A 15,438-nucleotide genomic window follows, 5' to 3' on the forward strand; every position below is an offset into this window, starting at 1 on the left:
GTTTGGTGGGGTTCACGCCGCCTTTCGGTGTTGGCAACACACCCGTCTGGCCGTTACCGCGCTATCGTTCCGTCTGCGCACCAGTTGTCGAATATTTGCAACGCTTTCGCGGCAAATCGCGCATCATTGATGTGACAGGGGATCCGCTGGACGTCTACGGTGTCTGGCAAGGTCGCCTCCAGCTCTGCCAGAAACGCGGCCAGCCCGTTGGCATTGTGCAGATCGGCCCCCTCGCGGTCCCATTCACCAAGCCCGTGTTCGGGGAGGATCATCGCAACGGGTCCGTTTGCTGAGGCAAGCTGTCGTGAATGCGCGCGCGCGACCTCTTTGCAATCTTCCGCGTTCAAAACGATCGACGTTAGCAGGCGGTTGTGTGCATGTTGCATGTGGTGCGCCCATTTGTCATCGATGGGCTTCCAACCGACGACATCCACCAGATCGTAACAGCCCGGCGCGACGATCTGCGGGGTGCCGTTTGCGCCCGCATTGGTCAGGCGGTCCGGACCCGCCGAGATGTTCGATCCATGCGTATGATTGCCTAATTCCTGCGTGCAAAAGTCGAATGTGCAGGCAAAGGCACCTTGTGCTGCCAAGCTCTCGAACGCACGGCCACCCATGCCCGTGGCGTGGAAAACCGCAACTTCGAAGCCACGCGCCTCCAGGGCGGGTTTCAATGGCACAACGTATTTGAGCGCGGATGTCCCAAGGGATGTCATCCCGATCAAGGGTCTGTCGGGGTCAGGCATTTGCACAGCACGCGCAGCCCCCAGTACCGCGCCAGCCGCTTGTGACAGCGATGCTTTGCACACAGAGTTCAGCCCGTATAGCCCACCAGCCCAAAGGATCATCTGCGTATCAGCGGCCAAACGGTCGGCGGGAATAAGCGGCGAAAAGGACACCGTGGACACGATATATTTCGGCACACCCAACGGCAGCGCCGACGCCACATCCAGCGCAAGGTCGGTGCCCATGGTGCCGCCCAGCACGATCATGCCGTCGAATACCTTTTCAGCAAACAGCCGCGCCGCCAGCAGGCTGGCCCCTTTGGCCATGATCTGCATCGCGTGGTTTTCATCACCACTGTCGATGGCCGCTTGGATCGTGCTTCCGCCCTTAGCCGCGACATCGTGTTTGGAATAGTCGCACGGCTGTGACGGATCGCCCAGCACCGACACATCCATCGTGACAACGCGGCCGCCCTGATCGCGGATAACACCCGCCAGAAACGACAGCTCGTCATCTTTGGTGTCATAGGTGCCGATCACAAGGATGGTTTTGTCTGTCATAGCTTGATCCACGCTGTTTTCAGATTGATGTATTTCTCCAAAGCATGCAGCGACTTATCCGCGCCATTGCCCGATTGCCCGACACCGCCCAAAGGGACAGTCCCATCAGCGCCGCCATAGGTGTTCACATGCATGACTCCCGTGCGCACCCCGCGCACCATACGGTGCGCACGCGACAGGTTGGATGTCCACACACCGCCCGCCAATCCGTAAACTGTGGCGTTTGCGATCTTTATGGCTTCTTCGTCAGAGGTAAATGACGTCACGCCAAGCACAGGGCCAAAGACTTCTTTCTGGGTCAATGTCGCGTCTGGCCCCACGCCTGTCACAATCGTGGGGGCCATGTAATAGCCGCCGGTATCTTGCAAAATACGCTCGCCACCCGTGACGACCTGCCCGCCTTCGGCCTTGGCCGTTTCAACAAAGCCAAGGTTGGCCTGCAATTGCACATCCGAGTTGATCGCCCCGATGTGCATGTCCATCTGCAACGGATTGCCGACGCGCATGGCCTCGGTCGCCGAGATAACGGCTGCAACGAAATCATCGTGGATCGCAGCCTCGACCAAAAGACGCGATCCCGCGACACAGACCTGACCTGCATTGCGAAAAATTCCTGCGGCGGCGATCTTTGCTGCCTGATCCAGATCGGGCGCATCCGCGAAGACGATATTCGGGGATTTACCGCCAAGCTCTAGATACACGCGTTTCATATTGGACCGCGCGGCGTATTCCATCAGCCGCCGACCTGTGGTGCCTGATCCTGTGAACACCAAGACATCGACATCCATGGACAGGCCAAGCGCTTCGCCCACAACTTTGCCTTCCCCCGTGACCGCGTTCAACACGCCTGCGGGCAATCCTGCCTCAAGCGCAAGGTCCGCCATCCGCATCAGCGACAGGGACGCGGTCTCGGATGGTTTCAGGACAACCGAGTTCCCCATCGCCAGCGCGGGGCCAAGTTTCCATGCGCCAATCATCAGCGGGAAGTTCCACGGGATGATCGCGCCGACAACGCCCACGGGTTCCTTGTGGATCAGGCCCAGTACGTCCGATGGTGTCGGGGCGACTTCACCATAAACCTTGTCCAGTGCTTCGGCGTAATAGCGGATCGTCGCCGCTGCTGACGCGGGCTCGGCCTTGATGGCCATGCTGATCTCGGTGCCGTTGTCGCGCACGCCCAACACCGCAAGCTCCAGCGCGTGGACCTCTATCAAGTTCGCCCATTTCATCAGGACCTTTTTGCGCGCAGCAGGGGGCTGCCCCGCCCAGCGTCCGTCCTCGAACGCGGCGCGCGCTGCTGCAATCGCAGCCTCCATGTCGGCCACCGTGCCCCGTGCGGTGGTGGTCAAAACCCGACCGTCGATGGGCGAGATAACATCCATCGTGCCACCATCACTGGCCGGTACATGTTTGCCGTCGATCAAATGTGCAAAAGGGGCAACAGGCTGCGCACGCAGCGCGTCAATCTTTGTCTGGTCCATGGGTCCTACCGTGTCTGGCTGTCGTGGAGATCGTGATCTTCTTGCGGCTGATGCGCACGGTATTCTTTCAACAGTGTGCGTATGTGCAGGGCCAATACGGTCACGATAATTACAAAAAGGATAAAGGCGATGGGGCGGTCGATCATGTCGAAGGGCGTTTTGAGGCGCGGCAAGGCCGAGCGGAGCTTTACCTCCATTATCCCGCCCAGAACCATGCCCAGAATGATCGGCACGATGGGTAGGTTCAGGCGTTTCAGAACCAGCCCGAACACGCCAAAGCCTGCCGCGATCATGCAGTCCGTCAACGAGTTGCGCAGCGAATAGACCCCGACGAACGACAGCAGCAGGATCATGACCCCCAACAGCCGCGTCGGGACGCGGATGATTTTGGTCAGCATATTGGTCGAGAACAGCAAGAACACCATCACGATCACATTCAACGCGATCAGCGCGAAATAGAGCCCGTAAACAAGATCAATATTGTTCTGAAACAACTGCGGGCCAGGGATGACGTTGTGGACATAAAAGACCGACAGCATCATCGCTGTCAGCGCCTCACCGGGAATGCCCAGTGCCAACAGCGGGATCATCGCGGCGGCGGGCACTGCGTTGTTTGCGGCCTCAGATGCGATGAGGCCTTCGGGGCTGCCTTTGCCGAATGCGTCAGGGTCTTTTGACGTTTTCTGCGCGTAGGTATAGCTCATAAACTGGGCGGTGAATTCGCCCGTGCCCGGGATCATACCAAGGATCACGCCAAAGCCCGACGCGACCGTGGCCACGCGTTTGTGCTTTAGCAGCTCCTTGAAACCTGCGCTCATTTTACCCGTCACCGGCTTTGCTTCGGGGCTGCTATCGGGGGCCGTCAGCAGGAAAAACGCTTGGCTCAGGGCGAATAGGCCCAGCACGACAACGATCAGGTTCACCCCCGAGCTCAGGAACGACTGCCCGAAGGTATAGCGCTGTGTATAGGTGACCGCATCCAAACCGACCGTCTGCAAAAAGATACCGAACATCGCAAGAAGACCGGCGGCAAAAATCTGGCCCCTATGGGCCAGCACAACAAGAATAATCCCAAGGAGCGCCGCAAGGAAAACCTCGCGGCTACCAAACATCGGAGCGATCAGCGCCAGCACGGGCGACAACAGGATCAAGCAACCGATGCCGAAAATTCCGCCCCAGAAAGACGCGGAATAGGCCAGCGATACGGCGCGGTGCGCCTCGCCGTTTTCGGTCATCGGGTAGCCGTCATAAGAGGTCAGCGCATTGACCGCTGTGCCGGGCGTGTTGATCAGTACCGCAGGGATCGCGCCGCCGTACATCGACGACCCGTATATCCCCAATAGCATGGTCAGCCCGACAATCGGATCAAGCGAGAAGGTCGCAGGCAGCAAGATTGCAATGGCCACCGCAGGGCCAACACCGGGGATCGCGCCGATAATGACGCCGCCGATCGAGCCGACAAACAAGGCCACCATCACGTCCCAGCGGGCGAGCAGTTCAAGGCCAAGAAAGATATTTTCCATGCGCGTGACGTCCGATCAAAAATAGGTCAGCATGATCTGCCGCACCCCGCCCGGCAGGTGCTCATAGATCAGACCAGAGGGGAGGTTCACCTGCAACAAGGTCTTGAACAGGACTACAATAACTACAGCGGCCAAAGCGGCAGACAGCACGATGCGCGGGCTGCGATAGCCTGCGCGCAAGGTCAGTGCGACGGCAAAGACAATTGTGCTTAGAAGGTAGCCCGCATAGGGCACCGCGCTGGCGTAGGCGATAAACCACACCGCATATTCCAACGCACAAATCCACAGCCAGACTTCTTTCCACCGCCCGTGAATACGCTCTGAACAGGCCGAGCCGAGAAGGTGAAGACCTGCAAAGAACGCCATGCCCCCCAATGAGACGGCAGGCCAGAACCGTGGCTGCGCAAACAGCTTGTTCCCCGCCTTCCACGCTGTCTGGTCCATGATCTGCGACAGCAAAAACACTGAAACCAGAAACGCAAACCACGCAAACACAATGTCGCCGGGGCGGCGATAGCGTTTGAACAAGTGCTGAAGGGTCTTCACGCGCGACATGTGGGTGTCCGTTGATGGGCGGTGCAGGGTCGGGCAGCGCGATTGGCCACCCGACGGGTCTTTGCAGTTGGTTTAGTTTGCCAGCATCGCTTCGATCGCGCCCATCGTTTTGATGTCTGCCTTGATCTGGCTGGCCACCTCATCCGCAGGCTGCCAGTAGACCAACGCACCTGTCTCGGCGGCCAGCGCCTGCGCACGTTCGGACATCATCGTCTTTTCGGCGACGGCGATGATCTTGTCCTGAACGTCCTGCGGGGTGTCGGCGTGAACGAACAAACCGTTCCACAAAGAGACGTTCAGATCGGGCGCCAGTTCCGCAACCGTCGGCGTGTCAGGCGTGAGGCTGATACGCTCGCCGCCGATAGACGCGAGGACCTTTACATCATCCAGACATGGCAGGATCAACTGAAGCGTCGTGTTGATCACATCAACATCGCCAGAGGCCAGCGTGTTACAATCCAGCGCGTCAAACGCAGCGTCCGATGCATAGGAAAATCCCAGTTCAGACGCGAGGCCCATCGTAACCTGTGTCGGCACCAGAGGCGCGCCAAAGTGACCAAGTACCACATCGTTTTCCTGCGCATGTGCCGCAAGGCCCGCCATATCATCGTAAGGCGCGTCGCCTGCAACGGCGATCACAAACGGATAGGTCAGGAAATTGCCAAGCGGCACAAAGGGATCGGGGTTCAGTTCGGGAATACCCAACTGTGGCCCCACAACGGGGATCGCGATGATGAAAGACCCGATGGTATAGCCGTCAGCGGGCGCGTTAGCGACCTCGATCGCACCGGGGAAGGGGCCGCCGCCGCCGCCGGGCTTGTTCACAACAGCCGTCGGCACGCCGTAAGTCTCCGAGAAATCCTCGGCGATCATTCGGGTCAGCACATCCTCAAGATCACCGGGAGGCCACGGCACAACAAACTCGACCGGTTTTTCCGGATATTCCGCCTGCGCAGACCCTGCGGCCGCGGCCAGCGCAAGCGCCATTGCGGTGACTGATTTCATAAAGTTGGACATTGCGTTCTCCCCGTAATCGGTTCATATATTGAACCATTGTTATGAAAAATAGCTTGCCGCTTCTTTTTTCCTGTGTCAAATTTTTTCTCGAAACGAAGAGAGGTGCGCGCCCAATGTCATCAGCTTCCAAAGCGCTTGATCTGTTATCGCTGTTCTCGACAGCGCGGCCTGAAATCGGCCTGTCCCAGATGTGCAAGCTGGCAAAACGCGACAAGGCGACGACATACCGGCACCTGCAAGTCCTGGAAGCCGCAGGATTTGTCGAGCAAAACGCAAACACCAAGCATTACCGCCTTGGGCCGACCCTTCTGCAGCTTGGCCGCATGAGAGAGGCAACCGTTCCCCGCGAGACAGGGGCGCGGGAGGCAACACGGATGCTTGCTGATAAAACAGGCGAAACGGCGCATGTTTCTGTTTTGTCGGGCGCAAACCTGTTCGCTTTGCTGTCGTTCGAATCCCTGAAACACAGCACGCGGGCGATCATCGACATTACGACGTTCCCCCTGCACGCCACGGCATCGGGGTATTGTGCGCTCGCGTTCGGGCCTGATGGTCTGTTCGACGCAGCATGTGAAACCCTCAACAGTTATACGGACAAAACGCCCTCAACGCCGCAGGCGCTGCAAGCGATCGTTGAAGATACCCGCCACAGCGGTTTTGCGCGGTCGGACGGGCGCTTTGAATCCGAGATTCATAGCCTATCTGCGCCGGTTTTTGACCAAACGGGGGGCTTTTGCGGGGCTGTGTCTGTGGCCAGTGTCGCCTCGCGCTTTACGCCCGCGCTTGAGACGCTCATCAAGTCCGAACTCATCACGGCAAGCCGCGACATCTCTAGAAATTGGGGTGGGGTTGTTCCTGCCGCAGTCGAACATGCATGGGCAACTTCCATGGCACAGCAACAAGAACTGGAAACCACATCATGAAAGATTCAAACTTCCTCAAGGAACATAACGGCCGCTTGATGTGGCACCCGATGACATCGCCCAAAGATACAATCGACCAGCCGCCAAAAATCATCACGGGGTCCGAAGGGGTGAACATCACGGACATTGATGGCCATTCGGTTGTGGACGGTGTTGGCGGGCTGTGGAACGTGAACTTGGGCTATTCCTGCAAACCTGTGAAGGAAGCCATTGCCGCGCAGCTGGATCAGCTTCCGTATTATTCAACCTTCCGCGGCACATCCAACGACGCAGCGATTGAGCTGTCCTACGAGCTGAGCCGGTTTTTCGCGCCCGATGGTATGAGCCGCGCCTTCTTTACCTCTGGCGGGTCGGATTCCGTCGAGACGGCGCTGCGCCTTGCCCGCCAGTACCACAAGCTGAAGGGGGAGCCGGGCCGAACAAAATTCCTGAGCCTGAAAAAGGGCTATCACGGCACCCACATGGGTGGCGCTTCTGTGAACGGTAACGCGAATTTCCGCACCGCGTATGAGCCGCTCTTGCCCGGCTGTTTCCATATTCCCGCGCCCTATACCTATCGCAACCCGTTCAACGAGACCGACCCCGAAAAGCTGGCGCATCTATGCGTGCAGGCGTTGGAGGACGAGATCGCATTCCAAGGGGCAGGCACCATTGCCGCGATGATAATGGAGCCGATCCTTGGTGCGGGTGGGGTTATTCCACCGCATAAATCCTTTGCGCCAATGGTGCAGGACATCTGTAACCGCAACGGTATCCTTTTGATCACCGACGAGGTCATCACCGCCTTTGGCCGCACAGGCGCGTGGTCCGGTGCGCGGCTTTGGGGGATCCAGCCCGATATGATGGCTACGGCCAAGGCGATTACAAACGGGTACTTCCCGTTCGGGGCGGTCATGCTCGGGGACCGCATGATCGAGGTGTTCGAGGGAAACCCCGCAGCCAAGATCGGGCATGGCTACACCTATTCCGGCCACCCCGTTGGGGCCGCTGCCGCCTTGGCCTGTCTGGCAGAAACAAAACGTCTGAACGTCATCGAAAATGCTGCTGCGCGTGGCACGCAACTGCACGAAGGCTGCAAGGCGCTGATGGCGAAACACGACATCATCGGCGATGTGCGCGGCGGGCACGGGCTTATGACCGCGATTGAGATGGTCAGCGACCGTGCAACTAAGAAACCCATCGACGGCGGGTCTGCAGGCACGGTTCAAGAGGTCACTTATCAGAACGGTGCAATGGTGCGCGTCTCTGGCCCGAACCTGATCTTGTCGCCGCCCCTGATCCTGAGCGAGGCAGAGGCGAACACGATCCTCTCGGCGCTCGATGCGGGTCTATCAGCCGTTTGATCCGTTGCCGAATGGCACAAGATTACGGTGCCATGTGACGCACCTTGGACGGTCCCGCCCTGCCGCGCGGGCCGTCCATCCATTTGCCTGAACCATCAACGGAACGCTCGGCGCTGCGGGCAAAGCGGGCATGCGAAAGCCGCATCAGCCAGCGTGAATCCGACGCGCATTGATCAACAGCGCGCCATTTTCTTTTGTCACCGTGTTCGGCGTGATGAATGGCCGTGCTTATGGCGCACTGCCTTCGTTCGGGAACCAGTGTTGTGTGCGGTTGGCGAAAGCAACAAGAGACAGCATCACCGGCACTTCAACCAACACGCCGACCACAGTGGCAAGAGCGGCACCCGATCCAAGCCCGAACAGGCTGATGGCGACCGCCACGGCCAGCTCGAAGAAATTGGAAGTGCCGATCAGGGCGCAGGGGGCGGCGACATTGAACGGGATACCCCATGCACGCGCCCAGCCGTAGGCCACAAAGAAGATGCCGTAGGACTGGATGACCAGCGGCACAGCAATCAGCGCGATGACCAGCGGGCGGTCCAGAATAACCTCGCCCTGAAAGCCGAACAGCAGCACAACCGTCATCAGCAACCCGAAGATCGAAAACGGCTGAACGCGGGATTTGAAGGCATCAACGGCCGCTTCGCCACCCGTTGTTACCAGCCGCCCGCGTGTTAGATAGCCCGCAAGCAATGGCAGCATGACATACAGACCCACGGACAGCAGCAGCGTATCCCATGGCACAACGATATCCGTCACGCCCAGCAGCATGGCGACGATCGGCGCAAAAGCAAAAACCATGATGACGTCATTCACGCTCACCTGAACCAGCGTGTAGGTCGCGTCGCCTCGGGTCAGATTGGACCACACGAACACCATCGCCGTACAGGGCGCAGCACCGAGCAGGATCACACCCGCCAGATAGGCTTGGGCATCCTCGGGCGGGATAAGGCCAGCAAATACATATTCGAAAAACAGCACGCCCAAGGCGGCCATGGTGAAAGGCTTGATCAGCCAGTTCACCACCAGTGTCACGACCAGCCCCTTTGGCCTGTCCCCCACCTTGCGCAATGCGCTGAAATCGACGCCCACCATCATGGGATAGACCATGGCCCAGATCAGCACAGCCACCGGCAGGTTGACAGAGGCGACCTCCATCGCGGCAAGGGCCGCAAAGAGGCCGGGAAACAGGTTGCCCAACAGCAATCCTGCCCCGATGGCCAGCGCTACCCACACGGAAAGCCAGCGCTCGAATGTGCCCAAGCCAGCGGCAGCGGCGTTTGGAGTGTCGGTCATAGTGGGTATCCTAACAGGGGCAGGCGAGCTCATTGATGACGGGTTGGCACAGGTCGGGATTGCCGCCGCAACAATCCTCCATCAGAAAGGCCAGAAGGCCGCGCATTCCGTCCATGTCTGCAAAGTAGCGGATGCTGCGCCCCTCCCTGCCGCTGCGGATCAGGCCCGCACGCGACAGGACCGACAGGTTGGCCGACATCGTGTTTTGCCGCACATCCAGCGCCGTGCTGATGTCACCCGCCAACATGCCTGCCTCGCCTGCTTTTACAAGCAGACGGAACACATCAAGGCGCGTTGACTGGCCAAGGGCTGCGAAAGCATCGAGGGCATCTGTCTTTTCCATATATCGGGAATTATTGATTTATGGATGTGGCGTCAAATAATGATGCGGAACCACGCAGCCACACCCGCTGTTGCGCATCGGCCAGTCAGCACATGATCCATTCCCTGAACGCGAGGTAACGCCGTGGTGCTACGGCGTTACCACAACACCCCGCGCAGTCCCACCGCGCGATTGCTGGCTTCTTTCGGCAGAGCGCTTGAAGAAAATGAAATACAGCACCGGTGCCGCGATCAGGGTGAGGATAGAGGCAAACGCCAGGCCCCCCATGATGGTAATGGCCATCGACTGAAAGAACGCATCACTGATAAGCGGCAACATCCCGAGGATCGTGGTCGCCGCCGCGAGAAACACGGGCCGTAGGCGCGAGGTTGAAGCCGTGACGATAGCGTCCTGCAATGGCATGTCCGGTTCGGCTGCGCGGGTCAGGTCGATCTCTTCGATCAGCACGATCCCGTTCTTGATCAACATACCCGACAGCGACAACAGACCAAGAAGGGCGGTGAACGTGAACGGCAACCCCGTCCCGAGCAATCCTAGGCTGACGCCGTTCACAGCCATAGGCACCAGCAGCCATATGATGATCGGCTGACGCAGCGCGTTGAACAACAGGACCGAAATCAACACCATGATGATGATGCTAAATGGAAGCTGTCCGGCCAACGAGGCTTGTGCATCGGTCGAGCTTTCCAGCTCTCCGCCCCATTCCATCGTGTAGCCGCTGGGCAGCTCCATCTGCTCGATCACATCGCGCACGTCGGCCTGAACCTGCGATGCGGTCATATCGCGGGGGATATCGGCGCCGACAGTGATAACATCTGCACGGTCCCGCCTAAGCACCAACGTATCCTGAGGTTCAAAAACAAAACCGTCTGTGGCTTGTTCCATCGACACAAAACCGCCGCCGCTGTCGGAATAGATCACATGATCGGTCAGGGCCAAGTCACTGTCGCGCGGCACGCGCAGGGTGATGGGAAGCTGTCGGTCTCCTTCGCGGAAGGTGCCCGCGGCCAGCCCCTCAACAGCAAACTGCAATGTCTGGGTAATATCCGATCGCGAAATCCCCGCATCCTGCGCGCGGTCTGCGGCATAGATCGGGCGCAGCACAAGCTCGCGTTCGCGCCAATCGTGACGTGGGGCTACGATATTGTCCGACGCCGCAGTCATGCGCGAAATCGCATCGTCCGCAAGCGCCCGCAGGACGTCCGGATCGCTGCCAGAAAAGCGCACCTCGATCGGGGCGCCGCCACCGGGGCCAAACGCCAGCCTTTTGACGCGAAACTCGCCTTGCGGAATGGCGGATAGCGCATAGGCTTCCAGCGCATTCATTTCGTTTTCGATCACGTCAAGCGATGTGACCCGCACGATCAAATGCCCATAGCCGGGGTTCGGGTCTTCGCTGTCATAGGTCAGCATGAAACGTGACGCGCCCATGCCGATAAAGGCTGTTGTTGCCGTCACCTCGGGACGCTGCGACAGCCAGCGTTCGAGAACTTCCATGTCGTCGGAAGTCTGATGGATCGACGCCCCTTGGGGCAGTTTGTAATGGACAAAATACAGCGGCGTGTTGCTGTCGGGAAAGAACTGCTGCTTGATCGAGCCGAACATGGCAAAGCACACAACCGTAATCGCGATCAGGCCAACAACGACCCCCCAGCGCAATTTGATGCAGGCCCGCAGCACGGCAGCATAACCGCGAAACAACGCGCCGTCATAGCCACCGCTTTGCGCATCGTCGCCTCGTTGAAACAGGAAGTGGCCCAACAGCGGTGTTGCCGTGATCGCCAGTATCCAAGACAACAAAAGCGATATCGCAATGACAGCAAAAAGGGAGAACAAAAACTCGCCCGTGGCATCGGGGCTGAGGCCAATGCCGGCAAAGGCCATGATTCCGATCACCGTGGCACCCAAAAGCGGGATTTGGGTTTTGCTGGCGGCCTCGGTTGCGGCGTCGCGTGAACTGCGCCCGCGGTGCATGGCAATCTGCATCCCTTCTGCCACCACAATGGCGTTATCCACCAGCATACCCATCGCGATAATCAAAGCGCCAAGGGAAATCCGCTCCATTTCGATTGAGCCGATGGCCATGAAAAACAAAGTGCCCAGCACCGTCAGGAACAGCGTAGAGCCGACAACAACAGCGGCCCGCCAGCCCATGAAAAGAGCCAGCACAACAACGACAATTGCCACCGACATGGCAAGGTTCAAGATAAAGGCGTTGGAGGCTTCCTCGACAACGATATGCTGCTGGTAGATCTGCGCAATCGTAATCCCCAGCGGTATGTCCGCCCGCAGCGTGTCCAGATGCGCATCAACGCGGTGGCCGACCTCGACAATGTTTTCGGTCGCGATGCCCGCAACGCCCAGCGTAAATGCCTCTGTTCCGTTGTGGCGCACGATCAGGTTGGGGTTTGCCTCGCGGCCACGATAAACATCTGCAAATGTGGACAGCCTGACGACTTCTCCGCCCACACCAATCGACAATGCAGCGATTTCCGAGACACTATCAGACCCTTCAGGCCGCTGGATGATCGTGCGCCCTTGGGGAGTCTGGATTTCACCGCCATCGACGATTTCGTTGGCCCCCGAAAGCGCGCCTTGAATAGCCGCGGGGGGGATGCCCATGTTGGTGGTCAGGGCAAGGTCGGGTTCGATATAGATGACTTCGTTTGGGACGCCCGACAACGACACGTCTGAAACGCCGTCAACGCTCAGCAATTCGCGCCGCAGGAATGAAGATAGCGCGTTGATTTCCGCGTCCGTATAGCCCTCTGCCGTGACGGCATAATACATGCCATACACATCCCCGAAATTGTCGTTCACAAATGGCTGGCTGGTCCCGCTGGGCAGAACCGCATCGCCCACACGGTTGCGCAGTTTTGTCCATATCGCCGGCAATTCGGTCCCGTCATACTGGTCTTGCATATTGACGGTGATCCACGACAGGCCCGGCTGGTTCATCGTCTGGATGTCTTTTACCTCACCCATCTTCTGGATCTCGGATTCGATCACCTCGGAGACCTCGAGGGCGACCTCTTCGGCCGAGGCACCGGGGTATTGCGTCACAACAATCGCGGTTTTGATCGTAAAGGCCGGATCTTCGAGCCGCCCAAGCGAGTTAAACCCCCACAGGCCGCCCAAAAGACAGATAAGCATGATGATCCACGTATAGATCGGGCGGTTGATCGAAAGCCGTGCAATATCCATGGTAAAACTTATTCCCCAAAGCCGGTAAAGCGGCGCACGGCTTCGCCATTGCTCAGCCTGTCGGCGCCAATGGCGACGTATTCCTGGCCGGTTTGCAGCCCCGAAACGATTGCCACGTTACCGCTGTCGGTTGGCGCGATCTCAACCGGCGTTTTGGCCACAGTGCCTTCCGACCCGTCGGTGGGGGTATATACCATCACGCTTGTGGTTTTGTCGTTCTCGATGATGACAGCCGAGGCCGGCACTTCGATATAGGACGCGCCCGAATTCAGCAGAGCCGTGACTTTGGCAGAGGAGCCGGGAAGGATGTTCAACCCTTCCTGCGGCGCCATGCCCAAGGTGAGTGTATAGGTCTGCCCGACCTGAACAGTCTCGGCATTGAATTCCCTGATCTCCAGCGGGTACTGCGCATCGCTTGCACTGAATTCCGCGAACAACGTCACATCGGCGTCTTGGCCCGCACGTTGGAACAATTGTTCGGGCACGTCGATCTCGATACGCAGGTCCGACATATCATGAAGCCGGACAACGGGCGTACCGGTCGCAACTGTTGAAAAATTCGGCTCTAGTCGCGCGGCGACGATGGCATCAAACGGGGCATGAAGCGCTGTGTTGGCAAGCTCGCGTTGTGCGCTGCGCAACCCGATCCCGCTCAGCTCCAGTTGCGTTTCCGCATCCTGTAAATTGCTTTCAGCAACGGCGCTGCCGACAAGTTGTTTGTATCGGGACACCAGTCGCGCTGCTTGGGTTTGCTGGGCGGCTGCGTTTTCAAGGGCCAGCTCAAAGGGTTCGCGGTCCAGTCTGGCCACCAGATCACCAGCGGACATAAAGGCGCCTTCCTCAATCGGCATTTCGACGATCTGCCCGCCGACCTGAAAGGCAAGATCAAGCGTTTCGCGCGCGACGACCCGCCCGTAGAACACGCGCTGTTCTTCGTCACCGCCCGAGGTCGCAGTCTCGACTTTGACAATCCGTGTTTCGGCCTGTGTTGCCATCGGCAACACAACGATACCCATGAGCAGGGCAATCTTGATCAACGGTTTCACGGGGGGCTCCTGAATTCGAATCCTGATAAGGGTCTATAGCCTCATTTGGTTATCGTTTCGCTGTTCGTCAACAGTAGAGGCTGCGGGTAGGGTAGAAAGGCCTGCGCGGAGTGCGGAGGCTGCGCAAGATCGGCCAAATAATATGCAGCGAAAGCCGTTTTGCGATGTCAGCCTAAAGGGCGGCGGGCTGCGCCGTGGCCTTGTTCCGTGCATCGGCAGTTGGCGCGCGGATGGCAGCCGTTTGCCCCTATGGCTTTGCGGCTCTTTGCTCGTGTCGATGGGCTGCGGATGCCAAGGCTACGGTGAAGCCCTGTCTGAAAGAGCGCGCACAAACCCGATGGTTTTCAAAGGGCTGTCCAAATCTGGAACAGCACCCCACTCGCGAAGGAGCCAGTCAGCGCGATCCCGAGGTACAGCATGAACACCTGCCGCCTGACCAAGGCCCAGACCGCAATCGCAGCGGGGAGCGAGCTGACGCCGCCTGCGACAAGGAACGCCAAACCAGCACCCGCAGCCATGCCTTGATCCATCAGCCCGCTGACCAATGGCAGCGCTGCATAGCCGTTCAAATAGGCAGGCACCCCGACAAGCGTTGCAATACCGATGGGCGCAATCCCCGTGCCACCCAGTGTGCGTGCCACTAAATCGGCAGGCATCCAAGCCAGCATCAGGCTTTCCAGAATGAAGGCCAACGTCAGCCATTTCGCGAGAAACAGGGTTGTTTTGATTGCCTCGCGCCAGAACGCCTCGACCCGTGCGGTGTCGCGCCAGAATTTCCAGACAACAGGCTGCACTGTGCGGACCTTTGATGCACCACATCCGCCGTTGCCGACGCCCTCTCTCAAGGGATCGGCCAACCCGCCCGCCTGCGAAATCATGTGGACCACAAACCCGCCAAAGACGCCCAAGCCGAGCGCCGCAATTGTCTTGGCGATTGCAAATTCGAACCCGAGCGTGGCTGTGGTCAGCATGAACATGGATGGATCCATCACAGGTGATGCCAGCCAGAACGCCATGACGGCGGACAAAGGCACGCCCATGACCAATAGCGCAGCGATCAAGGGGATCACACCGCATGAGCAGAAAGGAGACAGCCCGCCAGCCGCGGCAGCGATTAAAATCATGACTGCGGGTGATCCGGTAAAGGCCCGCGCGATCAGACCATCCGCGCCCGTGGCACCCGCATAGGCAGCGATCGCAACTGAAAGCACAAGGAACGGCGCCACGTTGGCCAAGTTCTGGATCGCAAACCGCACTGTTGTGCCCCCCAAAGCAGGCGCAAAAACAAACAGCGCCGCCAGCAGGAACGCCGAGAACAGCCAGACCTTTTCCTTTGTCCAAAGCTGGTAAGCGATGCCCGTCGTCCCCGTGCGGGTCGAAGCAGAGGTGTCAGTCATGTCTATATCCTTAAATATATAGTT

Annotated in this window: 12 protein-coding genes; 2 read left to right on the forward strand and 10 right to left on the reverse strand. The window is 58.8% G+C overall.

Annotated features, from left to right (window positions below):
- Positions 1–53 precede the first annotated feature (53 nt).
- The 5 genes from ABMC88_RS04200 to ABMC88_RS04220 form a co-directional block, all read right to left on the reverse strand.
- Positions 54–1,286, reverse strand: coding sequence for a Tm-1-like ATP-binding domain-containing protein (locus ABMC88_RS04200; protein ID WP_349575590.1), 1,233 nt, complete (start codon positions 1,284–1,286; stop codon positions 54–56).
- Complete coding sequence (locus ABMC88_RS04205) at positions 1,283–2,767, reverse strand: aldehyde dehydrogenase (RefSeq protein WP_349575591.1); 1,485 nt, start codon at positions 2,765–2,767, stop codon at positions 1,283–1,285. The genes ABMC88_RS04200 and ABMC88_RS04205 overlap by 4 nt, the downstream gene beginning before the upstream one ends.
- Before the next feature lie 5 nt (positions 2,768–2,772).
- Entirely contained in the window at positions 2,773–4,290 is a 1,518-nt protein-coding gene (locus tag ABMC88_RS04210; protein ID WP_349575592.1) for a tripartite tricarboxylate transporter permease, read from the reverse strand.
- 15 nt (positions 4,291–4,305) lie between these two features.
- A complete protein-coding gene (locus ABMC88_RS04215; protein ID WP_349575593.1) occupies positions 4,306–4,845 on the reverse strand; it encodes a tripartite tricarboxylate transporter TctB family protein in 540 nt (179 codons plus the stop codon).
- 72 nt (positions 4,846–4,917) lie between these two features.
- A complete protein-coding gene (locus tag ABMC88_RS04220) occupies positions 4,918–5,862 on the reverse strand; it encodes a tripartite tricarboxylate transporter substrate binding protein (protein WP_349575594.1) in 945 nt (314 codons plus the stop codon).
- A gap of 113 nt (positions 5,863–5,975) precedes the next feature.
- On the opposite strand from ABMC88_RS04220, the gene ABMC88_RS04225 reads away from it, so the two are divergent.
- Both ABMC88_RS04225 and ABMC88_RS04230 read left to right on the forward strand, forming a co-directional pair.
- Entirely contained in the window at positions 5,976–6,785 is an 810-nt protein-coding gene (locus ABMC88_RS04225) for an IclR family transcriptional regulator (RefSeq protein WP_349575595.1), read from the forward strand.
- Complete coding sequence (locus tag ABMC88_RS04230) at positions 6,782–8,128, forward strand: aspartate aminotransferase family protein (RefSeq protein ID WP_349575596.1); 1,347 nt, start codon at positions 6,782–6,784, stop codon at positions 8,126–8,128. The genes ABMC88_RS04225 and ABMC88_RS04230 overlap by 4 nt, the downstream gene beginning before the upstream one ends.
- Before the next feature lie 228 nt (positions 8,129–8,356).
- On the opposite strand, the gene arsB is transcribed toward ABMC88_RS04230, so the two are convergent.
- From arsB to ABMC88_RS04255, 5 genes are all read right to left on the reverse strand, one after another.
- Positions 8,357–9,424 (reverse strand): ACR3 family arsenite efflux transporter, encoded by a 1,068-nt coding sequence (gene arsB, locus ABMC88_RS04235; RefSeq protein ID WP_349575597.1) that lies wholly within the window; start codon positions 9,422–9,424, stop codon positions 8,357–8,359.
- Positions 9,425–9,434: 10 nt separating this feature from the next.
- Entirely contained in the window at positions 9,435–9,767 is a 333-nt protein-coding gene (locus tag ABMC88_RS04240; protein WP_349575598.1) for an ArsR/SmtB family transcription factor, read from the reverse strand.
- A gap of 129 nt (positions 9,768–9,896) precedes the next feature.
- Entirely contained in the window at positions 9,897–12,971 is a 3,075-nt protein-coding gene (locus ABMC88_RS04245) for an efflux RND transporter permease subunit (protein ID WP_349575599.1), read from the reverse strand.
- Between the two features lie 8 nt (positions 12,972–12,979).
- Positions 12,980–14,017, reverse strand: a complete 1,038-nt coding sequence (locus ABMC88_RS04250) for an efflux RND transporter periplasmic adaptor subunit (protein WP_349575600.1) — start codon at positions 14,015–14,017, stop codon at positions 12,980–12,982.
- A 344-nt stretch (positions 14,018–14,361) separates the two neighbouring features.
- The gene (locus ABMC88_RS04255; RefSeq protein WP_349575601.1) at positions 14,362–15,414 is read right to left on the reverse strand and encodes a permease; all 1,053 of its coding nucleotides are present in this window, start codon (positions 15,412–15,414) and stop codon (positions 14,362–14,364) included.
- Positions 15,415–15,438: the final 24 nt, after the last annotated feature.

This window comes from Sulfitobacter aquimarinus (assembly GCF_040149565.1).
Lineage (GTDB): Bacteria > Pseudomonadota > Alphaproteobacteria > Rhodobacterales > Rhodobacteraceae > Sulfitobacter > Sulfitobacter aquimarinus.